Source organism: Pseudomonas sp. R84 (genome assembly GCF_009834515.1).
Taxonomy (GTDB): domain Bacteria; phylum Pseudomonadota; class Gammaproteobacteria; order Pseudomonadales; family Pseudomonadaceae; genus Aquipseudomonas.
The window spans coordinates 2,305,057-2,328,232 of record NZ_CP019426.1 but is presented as its reverse complement, the minus strand read 5'-3'; the positions used below and the strand labels follow the sequence as shown (position 1 = coordinate 2,328,232).

At 56.7% G+C, this 23,176-nt stretch carries 28 protein-coding genes and 1 tRNA gene; 7 read left to right on the top strand and 22 right to left on the bottom strand.

The window, feature by feature from the left end:
- The 9 genes from PspR84_RS10410 to thrS form a co-directional block, all read right to left on the bottom strand.
- Positions 1 to 77 (bottom strand) — tRNA-Pro (locus PspR84_RS10410).
- 88 nt (positions 78 to 165) lie between these two features.
- On the bottom strand, positions 166 to 522 hold the full coding sequence (locus PspR84_RS10405) for a MerR family transcriptional regulator (protein WP_003179985.1): 357 nt from the start codon (positions 520 to 522) through the stop codon (positions 166 to 168).
- Positions 503 to 805, bottom strand: a complete 303-nt coding sequence (gene ihfA, locus PspR84_RS10400) for an integration host factor subunit alpha (protein ID WP_002553164.1) — start codon at positions 803 to 805, stop codon at positions 503 to 505. Before ihfA ends, PspR84_RS10405 begins: the two co-directional genes overlap by 20 nt.
- A gap of 3 nt (positions 806 to 808) precedes the next feature.
- Positions 809 to 3,187 carry a phenylalanine--tRNA ligase subunit beta gene (gene pheT / locus PspR84_RS10395; protein ID WP_160057171.1) on the bottom strand — a complete coding sequence of 793 codons (2,379 nt, stop codon included), beginning with the start codon at positions 3,185 to 3,187 and terminating at the stop codon, positions 809 to 811.
- A gap of 26 nt (positions 3,188 to 3,213) precedes the next feature.
- Entirely contained in the window at positions 3,214 to 4,230 is a 1,017-nt protein-coding gene (gene pheS, locus PspR84_RS10390) for a phenylalanine--tRNA ligase subunit alpha (RefSeq protein WP_003226365.1), read from the bottom strand.
- A 109-nt stretch (positions 4,231 to 4,339) separates the two neighbouring features.
- Positions 4,340 to 4,696, bottom strand: coding sequence for a 50S ribosomal protein L20 (gene rplT, locus PspR84_RS10385; protein ID WP_007913489.1), 357 nt, complete (start codon positions 4,694 to 4,696; stop codon positions 4,340 to 4,342).
- A gap of 28 nt (positions 4,697 to 4,724) precedes the next feature.
- A complete protein-coding gene (rpmI, locus tag PspR84_RS10380; RefSeq protein ID WP_002553160.1) occupies positions 4,725 to 4,919 on the bottom strand; it encodes a 50S ribosomal protein L35 in 195 nt (64 codons plus the stop codon).
- 60 nt (positions 4,920 to 4,979) lie between these two features.
- Entirely contained in the window at positions 4,980 to 5,531 is a 552-nt protein-coding gene (gene infC / locus PspR84_RS10375; RefSeq protein WP_170947229.1) for a translation initiation factor IF-3, read from the bottom strand.
- Positions 5,531 to 7,453 carry a threonine--tRNA ligase gene (gene thrS / locus PspR84_RS10370; RefSeq protein WP_160057170.1) on the bottom strand — a complete coding sequence of 641 codons (1,923 nt, stop codon included), beginning with the start codon at positions 7,451 to 7,453 and terminating at the stop codon, positions 5,531 to 5,533. The genes infC and thrS overlap by 1 nt, the downstream gene beginning before the upstream one ends.
- 371 nt (positions 7,454 to 7,824) lie before the next feature.
- Here thrS and PspR84_RS10365 point away from each other — a divergent pair, with 371 nt between their 5' ends.
- On the top strand, positions 7,825 to 8,127 hold the full coding sequence (locus PspR84_RS10365) for a hypothetical protein (protein WP_095047633.1): 303 nt from the start codon (positions 7,825 to 7,827) through the stop codon (positions 8,125 to 8,127).
- A 288-nt stretch (positions 8,128 to 8,415) separates the two neighbouring features.
- Positions 8,416 to 8,628, top strand: a complete 213-nt coding sequence (locus PspR84_RS10360) for a cold-shock protein (protein ID WP_003179963.1) — start codon at positions 8,416 to 8,418, stop codon at positions 8,626 to 8,628.
- A gap of 72 nt (positions 8,629 to 8,700) precedes the next feature.
- Here PspR84_RS10360 and PspR84_RS10355 read toward each other — a convergent pair whose 3' ends face one another.
- Together PspR84_RS10355 and PspR84_RS10350 are read right to left on the bottom strand one after the other, a co-directional pair.
- The gene (locus tag PspR84_RS10355) at positions 8,701 to 9,018 is read right to left on the bottom strand and encodes an I78 family peptidase inhibitor (protein ID WP_077571951.1); all 318 of its coding nucleotides are present in this window, start codon (positions 9,016 to 9,018) and stop codon (positions 8,701 to 8,703) included.
- A 169-nt stretch (positions 9,019 to 9,187) separates the two neighbouring features.
- Positions 9,188 to 9,493 carry a hypothetical protein gene (locus tag PspR84_RS10350; RefSeq protein ID WP_007913485.1) on the bottom strand — a complete coding sequence of 102 codons (306 nt, stop codon included), beginning with the start codon at positions 9,491 to 9,493 and terminating at the stop codon, positions 9,188 to 9,190.
- A gap of 131 nt (positions 9,494 to 9,624) precedes the next feature.
- Here PspR84_RS10350 and PspR84_RS10345 point away from each other — a divergent pair, with 131 nt between their 5' ends.
- Complete coding sequence (locus tag PspR84_RS10345) at positions 9,625 to 9,831, top strand: hypothetical protein (RefSeq protein WP_160057169.1); 207 nt, start codon at positions 9,625 to 9,627, stop codon at positions 9,829 to 9,831.
- Positions 9,832 to 9,863: 32 nt separating this feature from the next.
- Here the strand turns inward: PspR84_RS10345 and PspR84_RS10340 are convergent, their stop codons facing one another.
- From PspR84_RS10340 to PspR84_RS10305, 8 genes are all read right to left on the bottom strand, one after another.
- Positions 9,864 to 10,892 carry a nucleoside hydrolase gene (locus PspR84_RS10340; protein ID WP_160057168.1) on the bottom strand — a complete coding sequence of 343 codons (1,029 nt, stop codon included), beginning with the start codon at positions 10,890 to 10,892 and terminating at the stop codon, positions 9,864 to 9,866.
- Positions 10,893 to 10,923: 31 nt separating this feature from the next.
- A complete protein-coding gene (gene rbsD, locus PspR84_RS10335; RefSeq protein ID WP_160057167.1) occupies positions 10,924 to 11,328 on the bottom strand; it encodes a D-ribose pyranase in 405 nt (134 codons plus the stop codon).
- Positions 11,325 to 12,242 (bottom strand): ribokinase, encoded by a 918-nt coding sequence (rbsK, locus tag PspR84_RS10330; protein ID WP_160057166.1) that lies wholly within the window; start codon positions 12,240 to 12,242, stop codon positions 11,325 to 11,327. The genes rbsD and rbsK overlap by 4 nt, the downstream gene beginning before the upstream one ends.
- 24 nt (positions 12,243 to 12,266) lie before the next feature.
- A complete protein-coding gene (locus PspR84_RS10325; RefSeq protein ID WP_160057165.1) occupies positions 12,267 to 13,286 on the bottom strand; it encodes a LacI family DNA-binding transcriptional regulator in 1,020 nt (339 codons plus the stop codon).
- A gap of 3 nt (positions 13,287 to 13,289) precedes the next feature.
- A complete protein-coding gene (locus PspR84_RS10320; protein ID WP_095123149.1) occupies positions 13,290 to 14,267 on the bottom strand; it encodes an ABC transporter permease in 978 nt (325 codons plus the stop codon).
- Positions 14,264 to 15,817: a sugar ABC transporter ATP-binding protein gene (locus PspR84_RS10315; RefSeq protein WP_160057164.1), complete on the bottom strand. Its 1,554-nt coding sequence runs from the start codon at positions 15,815 to 15,817 to the stop codon at positions 14,264 to 14,266. The genes PspR84_RS10320 and PspR84_RS10315 overlap by 4 nt, the downstream gene beginning before the upstream one ends.
- 56 nt (positions 15,818 to 15,873) lie before the next feature.
- On the bottom strand, positions 15,874 to 16,830 hold the full coding sequence (locus tag PspR84_RS10310) for a sugar ABC transporter substrate-binding protein (protein ID WP_034152750.1): 957 nt from the start codon (positions 16,828 to 16,830) through the stop codon (positions 15,874 to 15,876).
- A 199-nt stretch (positions 16,831 to 17,029) separates the two neighbouring features.
- Positions 17,030 to 17,479 carry a hypothetical protein gene (locus PspR84_RS10305; RefSeq protein WP_160057163.1) on the bottom strand — a complete coding sequence of 150 codons (450 nt, stop codon included), beginning with the start codon at positions 17,477 to 17,479 and terminating at the stop codon, positions 17,030 to 17,032.
- A 348-nt stretch (positions 17,480 to 17,827) separates the two neighbouring features.
- Here PspR84_RS10305 and PspR84_RS10300 point away from each other — a divergent pair, with 348 nt between their 5' ends.
- From PspR84_RS10300 to PspR84_RS10290, 3 genes are all read left to right on the top strand, one after another.
- Positions 17,828 to 18,916, top strand: a complete 1,089-nt coding sequence (locus tag PspR84_RS10300) for an asparaginase (protein WP_160057162.1) — start codon at positions 17,828 to 17,830, stop codon at positions 18,914 to 18,916.
- A 175-nt stretch (positions 18,917 to 19,091) separates the two neighbouring features.
- On the top strand, positions 19,092 to 19,382 hold the full coding sequence (locus PspR84_RS10295; RefSeq protein WP_034152753.1) for a DUF1654 domain-containing protein: 291 nt from the start codon (positions 19,092 to 19,094) through the stop codon (positions 19,380 to 19,382).
- Between the two features lie 4 nt (positions 19,383 to 19,386).
- Positions 19,387 to 20,076: an endonuclease I family protein gene (locus tag PspR84_RS10290; RefSeq protein WP_160057161.1), complete on the top strand. Its 690-nt coding sequence runs from the start codon at positions 19,387 to 19,389 to the stop codon at positions 20,074 to 20,076.
- A gap of 54 nt (positions 20,077 to 20,130) precedes the next feature.
- Here PspR84_RS10290 and PspR84_RS10285 read toward each other — a convergent pair whose 3' ends face one another.
- Complete coding sequence (locus PspR84_RS10285; RefSeq protein WP_160057160.1) at positions 20,131 to 21,033, bottom strand: siderophore-interacting protein; 903 nt, start codon at positions 21,031 to 21,033, stop codon at positions 20,131 to 20,133.
- A gap of 87 nt (positions 21,034 to 21,120) precedes the next feature.
- Positions 21,121 to 21,489, bottom strand: coding sequence for an SPOR domain-containing protein (locus PspR84_RS10280; RefSeq protein WP_160057159.1), 369 nt, complete (start codon positions 21,487 to 21,489; stop codon positions 21,121 to 21,123).
- A gap of 250 nt (positions 21,490 to 21,739) precedes the next feature.
- On the opposite strand from PspR84_RS10280, the gene csrA reads away from it, so the two are divergent.
- On the top strand, positions 21,740 to 21,934 hold the full coding sequence (gene csrA, locus PspR84_RS10275) for a carbon storage regulator CsrA (protein ID WP_003179932.1): 195 nt from the start codon (positions 21,740 to 21,742) through the stop codon (positions 21,932 to 21,934).
- A gap of 218 nt (positions 21,935 to 22,152) precedes the next feature.
- Here csrA and PspR84_RS10270 read toward each other — a convergent pair whose 3' ends face one another.
- Positions 22,153 to 22,608 carry a DUF2214 family protein gene (locus PspR84_RS10270; RefSeq protein ID WP_160060067.1) on the bottom strand — a complete coding sequence of 152 codons (456 nt, stop codon included), beginning with the start codon at positions 22,606 to 22,608 and terminating at the stop codon, positions 22,153 to 22,155.
- Positions 22,609 to 23,176 lie beyond the last annotated feature (568 nt).

The window sequence follows — 23,176 nt, the reverse complement described above, 5'->3', positions numbered from 1 at the left end:
TGGTCGGGACGGAGTGATTCGAACACTCGACCCCTAGCACCCCATGCTAGTGCGCTACCGGACTGCGCTACGCCCCGACTGGTTTTGCAACTGTTCTTCACCTCGAAGAACGCTCAAGAATATAGCGCAAGCGTTTGAAAACTGGAAGTATTCAAACGCTGCTTTTTATTTCTTGAGAACCACCAGTACGTCTTCCAGTTCGGCAATCATCTGCCGAATCATCTGCTTGTATTGGGTCGTGTCGTCTTTGGCTTCATCGCCGGACAAACGCAAGCGTGCGCCGCCGATGGTGAAACCCTGATCGTAAAGGAGCGCGCGGATCTGCCGGATCATCAGCACGTCTTGGCGCTGATAATACCGGCGGTTTCCGCGGCGTTTGACGGGGTTGAGCTGAGGAAACTCCTGCTCCCAGTAGCGCAGCACGTGTGGCTTTACGGCACACAGCTCGCTGACTTCACCGATGGTGAAGTAGCGTTTGCCCGGGATGACGGGTAGTTCGTCGTTATGACTTGGTTCCAGCATAAGCCTCAACTCGGGCCTTCAACTTCTGCCCTGGACGAAAGGTGACCACACGGCGAGCCGTGATCGGGATTTCTTCCCCCGTTTTCGGGTTGCGGCCAGGCCGCTGGCGTTTGTCCCGAAGGTCGAAATTGCCGAAACCGGACAATTTGACCTGCTCGTTGTCTTCAAGAGCGTGCCTGATTTCCTCGAAAAACAGTTCGACCAATTCCTTGGCTTCCCGCTTGTTCAGGCCCAGCTCTTCATACAGACGTTCCGCCATCTCAGCTTTCGTCAAAGCCCCCATACGTCACTTCCTTAACGTGGCGTTCAACCTTTGTTCGAGCGAGGTGAGGATATTTTGCGTCGTCGAATTCACCTCATCGTCATTAAGAGTGCGCGATGGATGCTGCCAGGTCAAGCCAACTGCAAGGCTTTTTCTATCAGGATCAATACCTTTACCCTGATACACGTCAAACAGCCTGAGATCTGTGAGCCATTCGCCTGCATTTTCACGGATTACGTCCAGTACGGCTGCGGACGCGACGTCTTTGTGCGCAATCAGTGCAAGGTCACGACGCACTTCAGGAAAGCGCGACAACTCGTGGAATTTCGGCATTTTACCGAGTGCCACTTCAGCCAGAACCAGCTCGAAAACGAAGACTGGACGATCCAGACCCAATGCTTTCGACAATTCCGGGTGAATAGCACCGATGAAGCCGACTTCACGCCCTTCCCGCTCGATGCGCGCGGTTTGACCCGGGTGCAGCGCCGGGTGTTTGCCCGGAGCGAAAGTGAACGAATCCAGTGCGCCGGCGAAGCCCAGCACCGCTTCCACGTCAGCTTTGACGTCGAAGAAGTCGACGGTGTCGCGACCTTGTGCCCAGCCTTCCGGCAGACGGCTACCGCAAACCACACCGGACAGCATCGGCTCTTGCTTCAGGCCTTCGAGCTGACCGACGAAACGCAGACCGCTTTCGAACAGACGCACGCGATCCTGCTGACGGTTGAGGTTGTGCTGCAGCGCTTTGACCAGACCCGGCCACAGCGACGAACGCATGGCAGCCATGTCATTGGAGATCGGATTGGCCAGCAACAACGGCTCGACGCCCGGGCTGAACAGTTCGAACTGACGCGGATCGATGAAGCTGTAAGTGATCGCTTCCTGATAACCACGCGCCACCAGCAGACGACGCAGCTCCGGCAGATCGCTACGCGCTTCAGCTTTGGCTTGCGGCGCCAGACGCGCTTGCGGATAACGAACCGGCAGACGGTTGTAGCCGTACAGACGAGCCAGCTCTTCGATCAGATCGACTTCCAGGCTGATGTCGAAGCGATGGCTTGGCACTTCTACGCGCCACTGGCCTTCACCGTCGGCAGTAATGCCAAGACCCAGACCGCCGAGCAAACGCTCGACCTGTGCCGAATCCATTTCCATACCGAGCATCTGGGTGATGCGCTGGGAACGCAGGGTGATCGGTGCGATCGACGGCAGATGCTGCTCGCTGACGGTCTCGATGATCGGGCCTGCTTCGCCGCCAGTGATATCCAGCAGCAGGCCGGTGGCGCGCTCCATGGCTTCACGGGCCAGTTGCCAGTCGACGCCACGCTCGTAGCGGTGCGATGCGTCGGTGTGCAGGCCGTAGGAACGAGCCTTGCCCGCCACAGCGATCTGGTCGAAGAACGCACTTTCCAGGAATACATCGCGAGTGGTCGCGGAGACACCACTGTGCTCACCACCCATGACACCGGCAATCGCCAGCGCGCGGGTGTGGTCGGCAATCACCAGCGTATCGCTACGCAGGCTGACTTCCTGACCGTCGAGCAGTACCAGCTTCTCGCCCTCTTCCGCCATGCGCACACGGATGCCGCCATTGATTTCGGCGAGATCGAAGGCATGCAGCGGCTGACCCAGTTCGAGCATCACATAGTTGGTGATGTCGACGGCAGCGTCGATGCTGCGCACGTCGGCGCGGCGCAGACGTTCAACCATCCACAGCGGCGTTGGCTTGGACAGATCGACGTTACGGATAACGCGACCCAGGTAACGCGGGCATGCTGCTGGCGCCAGCACTTCTACCGAACGCACTTCATCGTGCACGGCAGGAATGCTCATGACCACTGGACGGGTCACCGGCGCGTCGTACAGCGCGCCGACTTCACGGGCCAGACCGGCCAGGGACAAGCAGTCACCACGGTTCGGGGTCAGGTCGACCTCGATGCTCGCGTCTTCCAGATCCAGATACACACGGAAATCTTCGCCCACCGGCGCATCGGCCGGCAGTTCCATCAGACCGTCATTGCCTTCACCGACCTGCAGTTCGGCTTGCGAGCAGAGCATGCCGTTGGACTCAACGCCGCGCAGCTTGGCTTTCTTGATCTTGAAGTCGCCCGGCAGCTCAGCACCGATCATGGCGAACGGAATCTTCAGGCCCGGACGCACGTTTGGCGCACCGCACACGACCTGGAAGGTTTCCGCACCATTGCTGACTTGGCACACGCGCAACTTGTCGGCATCAGGGTGTTGCTCGGTGCTCAGCATCTCGCCCACCACAACACCACTGAAAACACCGGCGGCCGGGGTCACGCTATCGACCTCAAGGCCAGCCATCGACAGACGAGCAACCAGCTCGTCGCGATTTACCTGCGGGCTAACCCAGCCACGCAGCCATTGTTCACTGAATTTCATCCTGCTCTCCTAAGAATTCGTTACGACTAGCGAAATTGCGCGAGGAACCGCAAGTCGTTGTCGAAGAACAGACGCAAGTCGTTCACGCCGTAACGGAGCATGGCCAGACGCTCGACGCCCATGCCGAAGGCAAAACCGGAGAACTCTTCCGGATCGATGCCGGACATACGCAGCACGTTCGGGTGAACCATGCCGCAGCCCATCACTTCCAGCCAGCCAGTCTGCTTGCAGACGCGGCAGCCTTTACCGCTGCACATCACGCATTCCATGTCGACTTCAGCGGATGGCTCGGTGAACGGGAAGTACGAAGGACGGAACCGTACGGCCAGTTCTTTCTCGAAGAACACCCGCAGGAATTCTTCGATGGTGCCTTTGAGATCGGCAAAATTGATGTCGCGATCAACCAGCAGGCCTTCGACCTGGTGGAACATCGGCGAGTGGGTGATATCGGAGTCACTGCGATACACGCGGCCTGGGCAGACGATGCGGATCGGCGGCTGCTTCGATTCCATGGTGCGGACCTGTACCGGCGAGGTATGGGTGCGCAACAGCATGTTGGCGTTGAAATAGAAGGTGTCATGCATCGACCGGGCCGGGTGATGGCCTGGGATGTTGAGCGCTTCGAAGTTGTGATAGTCGTCTTCGACCTCAGGGCCTTCGGCAATGCCGTAGCCGATGCGGGTGAAGAACTGCTCGACACGTTCCAGAGTCCGGGTCACCGGATGCAGACCACCGGAGGTCTGGCCACGGCCCGGCAATGTCACGTCAATGGATTCGGCAGACAGTTTGGCAGCCAGTTCGGCTTCTTCAAACAGAGCCATGCGCGCATTGAGAACGCCTGTAACACGCTCCTTGGCAACGTTGATCAGCGCACCGACTTGCGGACGCTCTTCTGCCGGCAAATTCCCCAGGGTCTTCATCACCTGAGTCAATTCACCCTTTTTGCCAAGGTATTGAACCCGGATTTGCTCCAGGGCATTGATATCTTCAGCGCTTTGCACAGCCTCTAGTGCTTGAGAGACCAGCGCATCCAGGTTTTCCATGTACAGACTCCAGATACAAAATAGGGGAAGAGCTTGAAGGCTCTTCCCCTATTTAAGACGTTTACCACCTGGCCCCACGGAAGTGAGGCCGGGTGATTGTCGGGGGTACTTAAGCCAAGGTGGCTTTAGCTTTCTCGACAATCGCAGCAAACACCGCTTTTTCGTTCACTGCCAGATCAGCCAGAACCTTACGGTCGATCTCGATGGACGCTTTTTTCAGGCCAGCGATGAAACGGCTGTAGGACAGACCGTTAACACGAGCACCAGCGTTGATACGAGCGATCCACAGAGCGCGGAACTGACGTTTTTTCTGACGACGGTCACGGTAGGCGTATTGGCCTGCCTTGATTACCGCTTGCTTGGCAACACGGAATACGCGGGAGCGTGCGCCGTAGTAGCCTTTAGCAAGTTTCAGAATTTTTTTGTGACGCTTACGGGCAATGACGCCACGCTTTACACGAGCCATGAGTTACTTCCTCTATTCTTGACTAAAATTAACGAAGGCGCAGCATGCGCTCGACTTTTGCCACGTCAGACGGATGCAGCAAGCTGCTACCGCGCAGTTGACGCTTACGCTTGGTCGACATTTTAGTCAGGATGTGGCTCTTGAAAGCGTGCTTGTGCTTGATACCGTTAGCAGTTTTCAGAAACCGCTTAGCAGCACCACTTTTGGTTTTCATTTTTGGCATGTTCGGATACTCCGCATTCAGTTGATAAACATAATCAGAAGGCCTGCCGTGCCCTGTTGATTACTTCTTCTTTTTCGGGGCGATGACCATGATCAGCTGGCGTCCTTCCATCTTAGGATGCTGTTCGACCGAACCGTACTCGAGCAGGTCAGCTTCAACCCGCTTGAGGAGTTCCATCCCCAGCTCCTGGTGGGCCATCTCACGGCCGCGGAATCGCAAGGATACCTTGGCCCTGTCCCCATCACTCAGGAAACGTACCAGGTTGCGCAGTTTTACCTGGTAATCCCCTTCCTCCGTCCCTGGACGAAACTTGATTTCTTTAACCTGAATCTGCTTCTGGTTTTTCTTGGCTGCGGCAACCTGTTTCTTCTTCTCGAAGATCGATTTGCCGTAGTCCATCAGTTTGCAAACAGGGGGTACTGCATCGGCGGAAATTTCCACCAAATCCAGTTTGGCCTCTTCAGCCTTAAGAAGCGCGTCTTCAATTGACACAATCCCAAGCTGTTCACCTTCAGCCCCAATTAACCGAACCTCGCGTGCCGAGATATTCTCGTTGATCGGGGCTTTCGGTGCAGCTCGTTTATCTTGTCTCATTTCACGCTTAATAATAATTACTCCGAATCTGGGCGACCACGCCGGGAAACCGCTTGCGCGAGAAACTCAGCGAACTGGGCGACGGGCATCGAGCCCAGGTCAGCACCTTCACGAGTACGCACAGCGACAGTCTGCATCTCGACTTCCTTATCTCCGATTACCAAGAGATAGGGAACCTTGAGCAAAGTATGCTCGCGGATTTTAAAGCCGATCTTTTCATTTCTCAAGTCGGACTTGGCACGAAATCCGCTTTCGTTGAGAGTTTTTTCTACTTCTGCAACAAAATCTGCCTGTTTATCAGTGATATTCATGATCACCGCCTGCGTTGGCGCGAGCCAGGCAGGGAACGCACCTTCATAGTGCTCGATCAGAATCCCGACGAAACGCTCGAAGGAACCGAGGATCGCGCGGTGCAACATCACTGGGTGTTTGCGGCTGTTGTCTTCGGAGACGTATTCAGCACCCAAACGGACAGGCAGGTTAAAATCGAGCTGCAGAGTACCACATTGCCAGACCCGACCAAGGCAGTCTTTCAGCGAGAACTCGATCTTCGGACCGTAGAACGCACCCTCACCCGGCTGCAGATCGTACGGCAGGCCCGCAGAATCAAGGGCTGCAGCCAATGCAGCTTCAGCGCGATCCCACAGTTCGTCGGAACCGACGCGTTTTTCCGGACGAGTGGACAGTTTCATCTCGACATCGGTAAAGCCGAAGTCGCGGTAAACGTCCATGGTCAACTTGATGAACGCAGCGGACTCAGCCTGCATCTGCTCTTCGGTGCAGAAGATGTGGGCGTCGTCCTGAGTGAACGCACGTACGCGCATGATGCCGTGCAGCGCACCCGACGGCTCGTTACGGTGGCAAGCACCGAACTCGGCCAGACGCATCGGCAGTTCGCGGTAGCTCTTCAGGCCCTGATTGAACACCTGCACGTGGCATGGGCAGTTCATCGGCTTAATGGCGTAGTCGCGGTTTTCCGACTGCGTGGTGAACATGTTGTCGGCGTAGTTGGCCCAGTGCCCGGATTTCTCCCACAGGCTGCGGTCAACGACTTGAGGGGTTTTGATCTCAAGGTAGCCGTTGTCGCGCTGGATCTTGCGCATGTACTGCTCGAGCACCTGGTACAGAGTCCAGCCGTTCGGGTGCCAGAACACCATACCCGGGGATTCTTCCTGGGTATGGAACAGGCCCAGACGCTTGCCGATCTTGCGGTGATCGCGCTTTTCAGCTTCTTCGATGCGCTGGATGTAAGCGGCCAGCTGCTTTTTGTCTGCCCAAGCGGTGCCGTAAACGCGCTGCAGTTGCTCGTTCTTGGCGTCGCCGCGCCAGTAGGCACCGGACAGCTTGGTCAGCTTGAAGGATTTCAGGAAGCGTGTGTTCGGCACGTGCGGACCGCGGCACATGTCGACGTATTCTTCGTGATAGTACAGCCCCATGGCCTGCTCGTTCGGCATGTCCTCGACCAGGCGCAACTTGTAGTCTTCGCCACGGGCCTTGAACACTTCGATCACTTCGGCGCGCGGAGTGACTTTCTTGATCACGTCGTAATCTTTTTCGATCAGCTGCTGCATGCGCTGTTCGATAGCGGCCATGTCGTCCGGAGTAAAAGGACGTTCGAAGGCGATGTCGTAATAGAAGCCTTCGTCGATGACCGGCCCGATCACCATTTTCGCGGTCGGATACAGCTGCTTGACCGCATGACCCACCAAGTGAGCGCAAGAGTGGCGAATGATCTCCAACCCCTCTTCATCCTTTGGCGTGATGATTTGCAGGGTCGAGTCGCTGCTGATGATGTCGCTGGCGTCGACCAGTTGGCCATTGACCTTGCCGGCCAGAGTGGCTTTGGCCAGACCGGCACCAATGGATGCGGCGACCTCGGCTACGGAAACCGGGTGATCGAATGAACGTTGACTGCCGTCGGGAAGAGTAATAGTTGGCATGGCGCCTCCTCTCCTAGTGGTGACCCCTACCAAAGGTCACGTGGGTTGGGATGAGCCAGTACAAGATCCGATCCAGGCCATTCAATGACGAACGCCTGCCTTACAGCGGCAGGAGCCTTGCGGCCAACCGGAAAACCGAACCAGAGTGACTGGGATTCAAATCGAATTATTCGCACGTCGACCGCTGCCGGGACTGTGGGTCATCCGGAGCCTGAGAACGCTTGAGCCCGGCATGCTAGCACAGATGAGCGGTCACTTATGCCTCTGTTTGATCACAAGGCAAATCGTCTGTTTTTATGCCAGAGTGCTGAACTTGATGGCCCCTTCAGCCCTCAGATAACAAGACATTGACCCACAAGGAGCATCCTCGCATGCGTCTGAATACCCTGTTCGCCGTCGTCGCCCCTATTGTTATGTTGCTGCCGCTGAGTGCCCACGCCGACTGGCCGAAGGGCGAGCGCGAGAAGTACATGGCCCAGTGCACCCAGGCGGCGACCCAACAAATCGGTGCTGCAGCTGCCAAATCCCATTGTGCTTGCGGCGCTGACGCCATCAAGTCTTATCCAGCGAGCGACATTCAGGCGCTGATGGACAACAAAGCCACTCCTGAATTGCAGCAGAAAGCACTGGGCCAAATCGCCAAATGCAAGGCAAATACCCCGGCGAAAAAGTGATCAAAAAAGTCTTCTGAGTCGGCTCAGCGCCGCTAAAAAGGGCTGAATTTGAGCCTTTTCGGACGATTTATGCAGGTTTTACAGGTTTTTTTATTGTCTTTACGTTCCGCGCAAAGCCTTGTAAACCGGGGCTTTCAGCCGAAACAGACAGTAAAGAAAACACGACTGATTGGCAAACAGCACGTCCGGGGGGCTACCAAAGCGAACATTTCGACTATGATATCCCGGTGTGCCCAGTTGGCCTGAGCAGCACAGTACTGAAAAATATATGTTTCTTGGAGATACACCATGTCTAATCGCCAAACCGGCACCGTTAAGTGGTTCAACGATGAAAAAGGCTTCGGCTTCATCACTCCTCAAGGTGGCGGTGACGACCTGTTCGTACACTTCAAAGCTATCGAATCCGACGGTTTCAAAAGCCTGAAAGAAGGCCAGACCGTCTCCTTCGTGGCTGAGAAAGGCCAAAAGGGTATGCAAGCTGCACAGGTTCGCCCAGAGTAATTTCTGCGCGCACTAAAAAAACCCCGTCCATGTGACGGGGTTTTTTATGTCTGCAACAAAAGCCTTCGCTGATCAGCCGCAGTTGACGCGTGTGATCACCAGGTTGTTGTCGGTGTTCAGATTCAAGCGATCGGAGCGGTACTCAAGCGTGATCATGTCGTTCGGCTTGAGAAAGCGGGCATTTTGCGCCCCGGCTTTATTGCGTGCTTGCTCCAGCAACTCTGGCGAAGCTTTCTTGCCGATGGCGAATTCCGCCGCCGTTGCTTCACAGCGGCTGTGACCGGCTTCGGTCGCCGCAGTTTCCTTTGCCGACTCGCTGGAGGTCGTGCTGCAACCGGCCAACATGGCAGCGGCCATAAGTGCACCCAGTGTCGCGAACTTCAAAGGCATGAAGCCTCCTTGTTTTCAAAATGGTTAAGCTGAGATCGTGCGACCGCCATTCCGGCGTTTGGTTTCACAGCCAAGGCCATCACCCTGCCCCACGACCGGAAAAACGCCGAGTGTGCCTGAGCGGCACGTACCACTTCATCAATCAATCGTGACTGAATATTAATGGCGCTCAGTAGACGTCGATGTAGTCATACGGCGGATTGGGCCAGTTGTCCTTCAACGCGTTGAAAATCTGCATCACCCACACCTCATCACTGGCCGCGACGTTGCCCACGTAGCCCGAGCCCTTGGCCCAGGTTTCCAGGCGAAACAGCAAACCGTCGATATCCTGCCCACCGGTAACGCCGGAAGAAATGTAAGCGATACCGCCCTTGGTCACGCGCAGCTGCGTGTGTTCGTCATCACTGGCCGAAGCGAGCAACTGGCGCACTGCGTCGAGCGTGAGGCCGTCAGGGGTGTTCAAATCGATCTGCACAGCACGATCCTTGGAAAGCCCTAAAAGACCAAGTGTCGCATAGCGCTCCGCTCATGCCTAAGTCGCAGTGCCAAATGCCCGACAAAATGGTTAACTCGAAACTCAGACTTTCCGACTTCTCGAGCGCTCCCATGACCACCATCAGCATCGACGCCGCCATTAATGCCAAATGGGCAGACGGACACAGCTCTTACAGCCCGGGAACCACCGAGGAGCTCGCGTTGATTGGTATCGATTTATTGGTCAAGGAGCTGGGCACGGAGGCGGCCAAGCAATTCATCAAGCAGATTTTCGAGCGCTACCCGACCGAACAGAACGAACACACTGAGAGGGTGTAAAACCCGCAGGCTGGCACCTGCGGGCGAATGATTTACTTCAGGCGTTTCAGACGCTCGGTCAGCAAGTCAAAGAAGCCTTGCGCGTCACCATTTTCAACCCAGAAGGCGTTCTTCGGCGCTTTCAGGCCATCGTACCAATCGACGATGGTCTGACCGAAAGTCGGCCCTTCACGGCTATCCACCACGACATTCACCGAGCGACCGGTGAACAGTTCCGGCTTGAGCAGATAGGCCACAACAGTAGCGTCATGCACCGGGCCACCCGGAATACCGTAATGCTCCATGTCGCCTTTGATGTACTCGTTGAGGATGTCGCCGACGATCTTGCTTGCGTTGTTGTTCAGCGCCGCGATCTGCTTCAGGCGCGCGTCACTGGTGAGAATCTTGTGAGTCACGTCCAGTGGCAGGTAGGTGAGTTTTACGCCGCTTTTCAAGACTACTTCGGCCGCTTGCGGGTCAGCGAACAGGTTGAATTCAGCCACCGGGGTGATGTTGCCGCCATTGAAGTGCGCACCACCCATGATCACCACTTCCTTGATGCCCTGAACAATTTCAGGCTCCTGGATCAGCGCCAATGCCAGGTTGGTCTGCGGACCAAGCATGGCGATCGTGATGCTGTGCGGCTTGGCTTTTTTCAGCGTATCGATCAGGTAATTGACCGCATTGCCTTCAGCCAGACCCTGTTTCGGTTCGTGCACGGTGACACCCGACAGGCCTTCCTTGCCATGGATGTTCTCGGCGTAGATCGGCGTGCGCATCAGCGGCTTTGGCGCACCGGCATAAACCGGTACGTCTTCGCGCCCTGCCCACTCGCGCGCCAGTCGGGCGTTACGCGAAGTCTTGTCGAGGCGCACGTTGCCGGCGACGGTGGTCAGCGCGCGAATATTCAGCTCGTCCGGCGAGGCCAGAGCGAACAGCAAGGCGACTACATCGTCAGCACCTGGGTCGGTGTCGATGATCAGGTCGATTTTCTCCGCCGCCTGAGCGCCGGTGGCAGTTATCACGGACAAAAGCAGTAGGCTCCGGATGAATTGATGCAGTTTCTGAGCATAGCGTTGCATGGCGCATTCCTTGTGCTTGTGAAATCAAAAGTTAAAAGGTGACTCCAGCGACCAGCACGATGTTGCAGTACGGCTGACATTCACCTGTACGAACAATCGCCCGAGCCTGTCGGCTGAGAACCTTGAATTGCTCATGACTGAGCAGATCGCGACGACCCAGGGCCCCCTCTTCATTCAACTCATCCAGCGTATTAAGCGCGGTCGGTTGTTTGTCGAAGATTTCTTTGGCCAGCGCATGGCTTTCCACCTGCATCTCGCTGAGCACGACTTTCAGAGTGCTGATGAAATCCGGGACGCCGTGGGTCAGCGCCAAGTCAATCAGCTCGACACCCGGCGGCACTGGCAACCCGGCATCACCAATAACCACCATGTCGCCATGGCCCAAGGACGCGATCAGCCGCGACAAGGCGACGTTAAGCAAAGGAGTCTTTTTCATACGGGTTCAAAGGCCTGTACGTCGGATTGGGTTGGAATGGACGGCTGCGCGCCGGCACGAGTTACCGACAGCGCAGCGGCAATCTGTCCGTAGCGAATAGCCTCGGCCTCGGACTTGCCATTGGCCAGCGCAGCGGCAAAACCACCGACGAAGGTGTCACCTGCCGCTGTAGTGTCGACGGCCTTCACTTTCGGCGCAGGGAAATGCTCGAAGCCCTTGCCATTGGCGAACAGCGAGCCTTGAGCCCCCAGAGTAATGATGACTTTGCCCGCCCCCATGGCGATCAACTGGCTGGCAGCAGCTTCTGCGGCTTCCAGCGAATCCACCGGCAATCCGCTCAATGCGCTCGCTTCGCTCTCGTTGGGAATCAGGTAGTCGATCGCGGCAAACCAGTCTGCCGGCAACGGACGACTGGCCGGTGCCGGATTGAGAATGACGATTTTGCCGAGGGCGCGGGCACGCTTGAGCGCATGCCCCACCGTGGCATCCGGAATTTCCAGCTGGCAGATGATCACGTCGGCGTCTTTCAGCACCGCATCAAACCGATCGATCACTGCGGGTGTCATGGCACCGTTGGCACCGGCGACAATGACAATGGCGTTCTGACTGTTGTCATCGACCACAATCAACGCCACACCGCTGGAATCCTCGACCGTGCTCACGGCCTGACAATCGATCTGCTCAGCCAGCAGAGCGTCACGCAATTGCACGCCATAGTCGTCATTGCCAACGCAGCCGACCATTGCCACCTGTGCGCCCAAACGCGCTGCGGCCACCGCCTGATTGGCGCCCTTGCCACCGGAAACCGTGGCAAACGAATGACCGATCAGCGTTTCACCACCTACGGGCAACCGTGGCGCCCGGGTCACCAGGTCCATGTTCAGGCTGCCTATTACCACTACATTTGCTGGCATACATCATTACTCGTCAATTCGGTTTCAGCGGTATTCGGTGAACACGCCGGACAACGGTGCGGTCGATTCGCGCAAGACAATACTCGGGGTCACGATCCGCTGATCGGTACCCAGAGTCGGCGTAGCAATCCTTCGCAACAGCACTTCGGCCGCCATCTCGCCCAACTGCAGGATCGATTGCCCCACAGTGGTGAGTGCCGGATATACGTAACGGCTCATCTGGATATCGTCGAAACCGATCACCGACAACTCGCTCGGCACGCGGACATTACGTTCCGCCGCCGCACGCAGCACACCGATGCCGATCATGTCGTTACCGGCAAAGATCGCGCTCGGTGGATTGCTCTCAAGAAGAATCGCCGCCGCGTTGTATCCACCCGTACTGGTGAAGTCGCTTTCCAGCATGCGCTCCTGGCGGACGTCGATGCCCGCCTCTTTCAGCGCCCGGCAATAACCGGCCTGACGCATCTGCGCCACACTGGTACTGGCCGGGCCGCCGATGGTGGCAATGTCGCGGTGACCCAATTCCAGCAAATGACGGGTCGCCAGGTATGCACCGTATTCGTGGTCGATGCGCACCAGATCGGCATCGACACCGTCTAGACCACGGTCGACGATGACCATCGGCGTTTTCACCCCGGCCAGTCCCTGCGCGAGACCGCTGTCACCGCCAGCGGAGGCGACGATCAAACCGTCGATGCGCTTCTCCAGCAACACACGCAAATAGCTGCGCTGCTTGTCAGGATTGTCATCGGAGTTGCAGAGGATCACGCAGTAGCCGTTACGCTCGCAGTAATCCTCGATGCCCCGCGCCAACTCCGCGAAGTACGGGTTGAGACTGTTCGGCACCAGCAGGCCAATGGTTGCAGTGGTCTTGGCCTTTAACGAGCGCGCCACTGCACTTGGCACATAGTCGAGGCTCTTGATCGCTGCCTCGACTTTCAGCCGCACTTCCTGACTGACCGGCCGCGTGTTGTTCACCACATGCGACACCGTCGTGTAGGAAATTCCCGCGAGGGCTGCCACGTCCTTGATCGTTGCCATTTCTTAGCCCCGGCGACTGGCGCGCTGACTGCGATAAGTATCGAGTACCACCGCTATCACGATGACCGCGCCAGTGATGATTCGTTTGGTCGGTTCGGTCGCCCCGATCTGCGCCAGACCCGCCGCCAGCACGGAGATGATCAACACGCCGAAGAACGTGCTGATCACCGAACCGCGCCCGCCCATCAGGCTGGTGCCGCCGATCACCACAGCGGCGATCACCTGCAACTCCAGACCAGAACCGGCATTCGGGTCAGCGGCTTCCAGACGGGAAATCTGAAACAGCGCGGCGATACCGGCCAGCAGGCCCATCAGGCTGAAAACCAGAATCTTGTAGGGTTTCGGATTGATCCCCGCCAGACGCACCGCCTCTTCGTTGGTGCCGATGCCGATCAGGTAGCGACCGAACACGGTGCGGGTCAAAACCGCTTGAGCAATGATGATCACCAGCAGGGCAATGATGAACGACGGCGAGATGCCGAACGCGATCGGATTCGACAGCCAAGCGAACGAGTCACCGATGTACGCGGTGCGCGATCCGGTCATCTGATAGGCCAGTCCCCGAGCCATTTCCAGCACACCCAGGGAAACGATGAACGATGGAATGCGCCACGCCACTGTGATCGAACCAGTGACCGTACCGGCCAGTGCCGCCACTGCCATGCCGAGCAATGCTGACGGCAACACGCCCCAGCCCCAGCCAAGAATGGCGACGCTGACCGTCGAAGCGGCGAGCGCCAGAACCGAACCCACCGAAAGGTCGATGCCACCGATGATCAACACGAAGGTCATGCCGACCGCTAGCACCATCAGATCGGGAATCTGGTTGGCCAAGGTACTGAAGGTGTTATAGGACAGAAAGTGGCTGCTCAAGACCGAGAACAGCGCAATCATCGCCAGCAAGGCACCGGCCAGGCCCAGATAAGTGCCCAGGCCATAGAAGTTGCCACCACGTTTGCCGGCAGGAGAAGCAGTTTTCATGGGAGATCCCTAGGCGCCGCTTCATTGAGCAGCGCATCACGTTTTTGGTAGCCGGCGAACGCGGCGGCAAGCAAGTCATCCTGGGTCCAGCTATCCCGCTCGAAGGTGTCGATCAAGCGCCCTGCCGATAGCACGCCGATCCGGTCGCAGATCAGCATCAGTTCACGCAGATCACTGGACACCACCACCAGTGCTTTGCCTTGGCGCGTCAGTTCGCCGAGCAGGGCATAAATGTCGAACTTGGCACCAACGTCGATGCCTCGGGTCGGCTCATCGAACAGCAGCACCGAACAGTCACGCTCCAGCCAGCGGCCGATCACGACCTTCTGCTGGTTGCCGCCAGACAACTCTGAGACCAGTTGTGTCGGACTTGAACTGCGGATGCGCATGGCGTCGATCTGACGCTGCGCCAGAGCGATCTCTTCGCCGTTGTTGACGACCCCACCAGTGGAAATTTCCGGCATGTTGCCGAGGGCGATGTTGGCGCTGATCGACTGACTGAGCAGCAGGCCTTCACCTTTGCGATCTTCAGTAATCAACGCGATGCCATTACGCACCGCATCAACCGGCGAACGTACGCTGACGACCTTGGCTGGCGAACCGAGGGCGATGGTGCCGCTGTCGGCGGTGTCTGCACCGAAGATCAGGCGCAGCAATTCTGTGCGCCCTGCCCCGATCAATCCGGAAATCCCGAAGATCTCGCCGGCACGGACTTCGAACGAGACATCGCGAACTTTGTCGGAGCGCGTCAGTCCTTTGATCGTCAGCGCCGGGGCACCAATCTTGCGCGGGCCCATGTCGATATGCTCACCCAACTCGCGACCGACCATCAGCGTTACCAGTTGCTCGCTGTTGTAATTGGCCATCGGCTCGACGCAGACCAGATTGCCGTCACGCAGCACGGCAATGCGCTGTGCGACTCGGGCCAGCTCTTCGAGACGGTGGGAAATGTAGATGATCGAAACGCCGCGCGCCTGCAAGCGGGTGATCTGCTCAAAGAGCATTTCAACTTCGCGCGCGGTGAGCATCGCGGTCGGTTCGTCGAGAATCAGCACATGGCAGTCGCCAATCAGGTTGCGGGCGATTTCGACCATCTGCTGATGGCCGATACCCAACTCGCCAACCAGCGTATCCGGATCAATGGCGTCGAGACCGACTTGCGCCATGGCTTCGATCGCCGCTTTGCGCAGTTGCTTGCGGCTGATCCAGCCGCCATTGCTTGGCAGATTGTCGAGAAACAGGTTTTCCGCGACCGACAAGGTCGGCAGCAGATTGAGTTCTTGCATGACCATACGCACGCCGAGATCTTCAGCCTGGGTACGACTGCCCGGACGGTAGTCCTTGCCTTGGAATTGCATCTGGCCGGTGGTCGGGGTGACCAGTCCGCCGATGATTTTCGACAGGGTACTTTTACCGGCACCATTCTCGCCGGTCAGCGCCAGCACTTCACCGCGCATCAGCGTCAGATCGATGCCGCTGAGCACCGGCTGCGCATAGGTCTTACCGATACCGCTGACCGAGAGGACAGCGTTCGGGGCGGAAACTGACATAAAAACTCTCCATGCGCTCGCCCGGACGGACGAGCGCCGTTGTGTCGCCAGAAGACTTACTTGGTGACCAGCTCGACCGGTGTTTCGATCACGCCGTTGGCGCCGCTGTCAACTTTCTCACCCTTGATGATTTTCAGCGCGGTTTCGATGCCGAACACCGCTTGTCGGGCAGCGAACTGGTCAGCCGTGGCCAACACGCGACCGTCTTTCAGCATTGGCTTGATCGCGTTGATGTTGTCGTAACCGACGACCTGAACCTGACCAGCCTTGCCGGCGGCACGTACGGCGGAAACAGCACCGACGGCCATGCTGTCGTTACCGGCCAGCAGTGCTTTGACGTCTGGGTATTCGCTGAGGATAGAGGCGGCAACCTTGTTACCCTTGTCAATCTCCCAGTCACCGGACTGCAGGGAAACGATCTTGATTTGCGCCGCATCCATCGCATCCTTGAAGCCAGCAGTGCGCTGCTGGGCATTGGTCGTGGTGGACACGCCTTCAATGATGCCGACTTCGTCACCGGCCTTCAGCTGCTTGGCCAGGTACTCACCGACCAGACGCGCACCTTTGCGGTTGTCCGGACCTACGAAAGGCACGCTGATGTTTTTGCTTTTGACGATTGCCGGATCGAGTTGGTTATCGATGTTGATCACGGTGATGCCAGCGTCGACGGCTTTCTTGATCACCGGCACCATGGCCTTGGAATCGGAAGGCGCAATGACCAGTGCATTGACCTTGGCCAGAATCATTTGCTCGACGATGCGGGTCTGGCCAGCAGTGTCGGTTTCATCCTTGATGCCGTTGGAGATCAGGTCGAAATCGGCGGAGTGTTCTTTCTGGTAGGCCTTGGCACCATCTTCCATGGTCAAAAAGAATTCGTTGGCCAGAGACTTCATGACCAGCGCGACTTTAGGTTTTTCGGCGGATTCGGCGAATGCCGAAGAGACAGGTAGTGCGGCGGCTGTGGCAGCCAGCATAGCGACAGCAAGAAGACGTCCAGCGAATGGCAGCTTCATGGGTTCACTCCGATCTTATGATTATTGTGAGCAACGCTTGCGCTGGCGTAAGCTACTTGGCTATCTGCGGGCCATATAGCGCCGGGAGAGCCGCGCAAACGTTTGCGTAGACCGAACTATGCGAATCCCGCCGACATTTGTCAACAATCAGAAATCGTCATTTTTTTTAGGGCGAATCGTCCGACTCGCCCTCCGCTGCTTATGCCGTGGTGCTGACAAGATTACCGCTGGTGGAACTCTTCGTCATTTCCTTGACCAGTGCACCGGCCACTTCTGCCATCGCAGCGCTGGTTTGCGCGATTTGCCCCTGAATGGACATCACCGCCTGCGATTTGGCCTCAGGCGTCGGATAGCTCTTGGCCTGTGCGGCCGCCAGTTGTTGTTGCTGCTCCTGAAGTTGCTTCTGCAATTCCTGCATGCGCTTGAGCAACATCTTGACCGTGACGCTCAGGTTGTCGCCGCTTTCAGCCTTGCTGTCTTCTGGCGCAGCAGCACCACCGGTCCGGACCTGATTGTTCGATTCTTTCTCAGTGCCCAGCGCCTCGGTGGAAGCCTCAGCTCCCGCCTCACTCAATGCATTGATTGTCGCTGCGGTTTTGCCGCCGATGGTGACTGCAGCAGGACTAGATAAACCGACCGTCAGTGACATGTGAACTCCCTAGATTCTGTTTACTTGAACAACCATCGGCCCCCGCGAAGGTTTCTTTAGCACAAAAGCCGAAACCGGCCACTGGAATCACTCGACAAAAGCAGTAGTCCTTTTCGGAGAGCCGAACGAGAAAGCGCCCATTGTTCGGAAACCCGGATAAACGATTCGTCCCGCGATTTGCCAACTAATAAAATCTTGATGTAAATCATCGAGTTAAACATTTCTCTGACGCAAAGTACGGCTGGTACAGATCCTGCTCCCTTCACCGCACCCCGGGCATCCAGATCGGCTCGGAGTGCATCTAGATGAACCTGCATCAGCACCGTCTCACTACTAGAGAGAAAAATAATGAAATCTGCTTTCAACACTTTGGTTCCGGGCGCTTTGGCCCTCCTCCTGCTCCTGCCCACCGCCCTTCAGGCGAAAGAAGTCGAAACCCAGACCAAGCTCGCTAACGTCGTAGTACTAGCCACCGGCGGCACCATCGCCGGCGCTGGCGCGAGCGCCGCCAACAGCGCCACCTACCAGGCGGCGAAGGTTGGCGTCGAACAATTGATCGCCGGCATTCCCGAACTGAGCAAACTGGCGAACGTGCGTGGCGAACAAGTCATGCAGATTGCCTCGGAAAGCATCACCAACGAAAACCTGCTGCAATTGGGTCGTCGTGTAGCCGAACTGGCCGACAGCAAAGACGTCGACGGCATCGTCATCACCCACGGCACCGACACCCTGGAAGAAACCGCCTACTTCCTCAACCTCGTGGAAAAAACCGACAAGCCGATCATCGTGGTTGGCTCGATGCGTCCGGGCACCGCAATGTCTGCAGACGGCATGCTCAACCTGTACAACGCCGTGGCCGTAGCCAGCAGCAAAGAAGCGCACGGCAAAGGCGTACTGGTGACCATGAATGATGAAATCCAGTCCGGTCGCGACGTCAGCAAGATGATCAACATCAAGACCGAAGCCTTCAAAAGTGCCTGGGGCCCACTGGGCATGGTGGTAGAAGGCAAATCCTACTGGTTCCGCTTGCCAGCCAAGCGTCACACCATGGATTCTGAATTCGACATCAAAAACATCAAGAGCCTTCCTGACGTAGAAATCGCTTATTCCTACGGCAACGTCAGCGATACTGCCTACAAGGCCCTCGCACAATCCGGTGCCAAGGCAATCATCCACGCCGGTACCGGCAACGGCTCGGTGTCCTCTCGCGTAGTTCCGAGCCTGCAAGCACTGCGCAAGGATGGCGTGCAAATCATTCGTTCCTCCCACGTCAACGCTGGCGGCTTCGTCCTGCGTAACGCCGAACAGCCAGATGATAAGTACGACTGGGTTGTGGCTCACGACCTGAACCCGCAAAAAGCCCGCATCCTGGCAATGGTCGCCCTGACCAAAACCAACGACAGCAAAGAGCTGCAACGGATGTTCTGGGAATATTGATGGGCCTTCGCCCAATCAATTCTTGATTGGGCACCCTGCACCATTCGCCTGTCGGGCGGGTGGTGCATCGCTCACAACGCTCTCGCACTTTTCCCACAAAAAATTCGACACGACCTACACCAAAATCGGAAAAGCGCTGTCAGAGGATTTTCTTGAATTTTAAGCAGTTGCGAAAATGCTTACAGTTAAATACTGTATGCACGTACAGCTTAATAAGGATAACCTCGTGGCCACCTCCCCTGATGCTCCTGACGCTTACGAACGCATGGGCATGCGCGTTCAGAAAATCATCAATTCCCCCACCGCACAGAAAGCCAAAGCGGCACTGATCTTCCGTCTGCCGGACGAGCCGATGGACGAGTGGGAGCGCCTGCTCGAGGAAATCGACGAGAACGACAACGTTACCCTTGCCTATCGCGACGACGGTGGCGTGCAGATTTTTTGGGTTGTGCCGAAGGAAGATTGATTCAATGAGTGTCCGCTGTTTTGCTCTGCTGTTGCTGTTCATCGCCATGGGTGCCCAGGCTGGCGCCCCCCGCACATTTACCGAAGCCAAGAAGGTTGCCTGGAAGCTTTATGCACCGCAGTCCACAGAGTTTTATTGCGGGTGCAAGTACACCGGCAACAAGGTTGACCTGAAGGCTTGCGGTTACGTACCGCGCAAGAATGCCAAACGTGCGTCACGTATTGAATGGGAACACATCGTGCCGGCCTGGCAGTTCGGCCATCAGCGTCAGTGTTGGCAGGAAGGCGGCCGCAAGAACTGCACCCGATACGACCCAAGCTATCAAAAGGCTGAAGCCGATCTGCATAACCTGGTGCCGAGCATTGGCGAGGTCAATGGCGATCGCAGCAATTTCAGCTACGGCTGGCTGCCAGTGCAATCCGGGCAATACGGTTCGTGCCTGACCCAGGTCGACTTCAAGGCGAAGAAGGTCATGCCTCGCCCGTCGATTCGCGGCATGATTGCCCGCACATACTTCTACATGAGCAAGCAGTACGGCTTGCGCCTGTCGAAGCAGGATCGGCAATTGTATGAGGCATGGGACAAGACTTACCCGGTGCAAGACTGGGAGCGCCAGCGCAATCAGAGCATGGCGTGCGTGATGGGGCGCGGCAATGAATTTGTCGGTCCGGTGAATATGAAAGCCTGCGGTTGATCGACCACTTAAACGAAAAGGCCTCGAACGTCATGTCCGAGGCCTTTTTTGTGGCTAGCTGCCCGCCTTGTTGTAGCGCCAGTAACCCATCAGGTTGAGCGACTCCCTCGGGATCCCGCACTCTTTGATCAGGTATCTGCGCAGGCTCATCACTGCAGCGCTTTCTCCAGCGATCCAGCCATAGAAACCCTCACTGGCTGTCTCGGCTATTTCCCAAAGAATCTCTTTATCGATATCGACCTCGGCCAACTCGACAGCCTTGCCGATGGATGAGGCATGAATGGCTGGAACGACTTTCTGTACCGCCGCCGCCATCAACGTACCGGCGCTGGCCTGGTCCCGGATCAGCCACTGCACCGTCAGCCCGGCCCAATCGGGAACTGCCAGCATATCCTCGACACTGTCGACTTCGAAAAACACTTGAGTCAGAGGTGGCTCGGCCATAGCGGCCAACTCATCGAGAATGCCCATGGCCGCAGGTAGCGCGGTGCTGTCGGCGACCAGCAAAACCTGCTTGAGGGTCTGCGGCGGCTTCCATTCGAATCCTCCGGCGTCCCGTGCTGAAAACCGGCGATCCGGAGCGAGAACCTGCATCGAATCACCGGGCTGCGCCCGAAGCGCCCAACGCGAAGCAGGTCCGGTTTCGCCATGCAGGACGAAATCAATATCCACTTCGCCTTGTTCTGCACGCAAATGGCGAATGGTGTAAGTGCGCATGGCCGGACGTCGATCGGCAATCATTGCCTTGAACCGGGCGTACCAACCCTCTCCCTGAGCAAGCCTGGCAGGCGAACCATCAGCCGCAGGAAAAAACAGCTTCACCCTTTGATCAGGCGCCCAAGTGGCCATTTCTTTAACAGCAGGACTGGCCAGCGTGATCCGCATCATGTGCGGGCTGAGTAAGGTTTTGCGATGCAGGATGACGTCGAACAGCTTGTAAGGATTGGCGGAGGCCATGCGGAGCTCCTTCGGAAAATCGTGACTGACTCGTATAAGACGAGCCACATCCAAGGTCCTTTAGGTCGCTCCGCTGAAACGCAGCGTTTACGGCGTGATCGGGTGCTCGATCACTACCGATTCAATATTCTGCTTCTTGGCTTTCACCAGAGCAGCATCCACTTGTACTTTTCGGGCCTCAGCGTCGGCTTGCGAGTTGAAAGGACCAATCAGAATTCGCGCTTTGCCACTGCTGTCCTTGATCACCGTAGGTACGAAGGCGTGCTCGATCAACCAGCCACTCAGGTCGCTGATAGCCTGTGGCGTTTCACCGCGCACTTCGAGATCCCATTGTGGTGCAGCGGCCGCCGCCGGCGCCGTCACTGCTGCCGACTGTGGTTTTGGTGCGTCTGCATTCTTGCCTTCACCACACCCTGCCAATACCAGTGCCGCGACTACCCAAACCAATTTGCGCACAACGCTTTCCTCGAAATTCTCAAAGCCGCGATCTTATCATTCATAAATACTTCGCGAGCCCCGCAAAATGGGCACAAAACAACGAGATTGATGCCTGCAGCCTCTGTATAGTTACGCCCTGGGAATTAATGCCGCATCTGCGCGTCAGAAAGAGGCACCCAAACCGTGAGACTTCGCACTAATCTATACGTACCACCGACCTCTGCACTGTCTGAATCAGGTGCCCTACAAAGCAATCAAGGAGAAGACCATGCTGATACTCACCCGCAAAGTCGGTGAAAGCATAAACATCGGTGATGACATCACTATCACCATTCTGGGCGTAAGCGGCCAACAGGTCCGCATTGGTATCAACGCTCCGAAAAACGTTGCCGTGCACAGAGAAGAGATTTACCAGCGCATTCAGGCTGGCCTGACCGCCCCGGACAAACCACAAACTCCCTGAGCCGCCTCGCAGTCAGTAGCCAGTCCGTTTACCTTGTGGAATGACTGGCTAGAGCTTCATGCGCCGTTTTGCCATCCGCTCCCCACTCTGCTGGGTACGGCGCCTGACACGATAAGCCGATTCTACTTCCCCCCTCTATTCCCTTGCCGCACGATACTACCTGCCCTCCCCCTGGCTGGCTGTCGGACGTTTCCGATAGACCGCAGAGAATTTGCCCTCTAACCGAATGTCACGCCACGCGCCATCCCCGTCGCCGCAACCACCATCAGCACCAGCAACAATGCCTCGACATGACTGATTCGGGCGTACAGCCTCGCGCGCCCGGTATCGAGTACCGCGCCGCGCGCAGATGCGATCCGCCACTTGATCAACGTGATCATCGGGGCGAGCTCTACAATCAAAATCAGCACAAACAGGGTCATCTTCAGATGAAACAGTGACTGGTGAAGATAATAGTCAGTGCCTTTTTCAAAGCCGCCAAAAGCCCGCATCCCGCCTGTCACCAGCAGAATCAACGCAGAAATGCCCCACAGGTTATCGGCCAGTAAAACGCGCTTGGCCTCGCCTGAACCGGCAGCCAGGCGACTAAATGCCGCCCCGCGAGTCAGAACCGCCCAAAAGCCCAAAGCAAAAGCCAGCAGATGAACAGCTGCGAGAAACCAGTGAACCAGCATCGACACACTTCCATCAGAAAGAGTTGAAAATCGGCCAGTCAGTAGTAGTCGAAAAAGCAGGGATTTGCTTGCGACGGAATCGTCGGGCGCGATGAGGCATTGCGAGGAGAATTTGAAACAGCAGATGCCAAATCGCAGGCAAAAAAAATCCCAAGCAGCTGATGGAAGCTTGGGATTTAAAAATGCATAAACCGTGGTGGTGAACGCGGGGCGAATGTTACTTAATTCCACGAACAGTAACAACATTTTTTTGATAACTGGCTGGTTAGTAACAATCGTAACCTATTCAATATCCACACTTTTTCAAAGGACGCTGGCGACGAACGGCGATTCCTCAATCTTCCGCCACCCGACCTGCTCAGGGAAGTTTGGCGTAGAAAACATCGTAAAGAGAAAAGGCTTCGTAGAAATTGAATCCTGCACCATGGGAATTCAACACATCAGCTCAACTACACCGAACAGAGAACCTGCCTTGGAGCAGGAACCGTGGGCGAAGATATAAAAACCATGAAGGTCTACTCATGGAATTTGGAATGCCCGGAGATCGATTAAGCGCGGAGTCGAACTG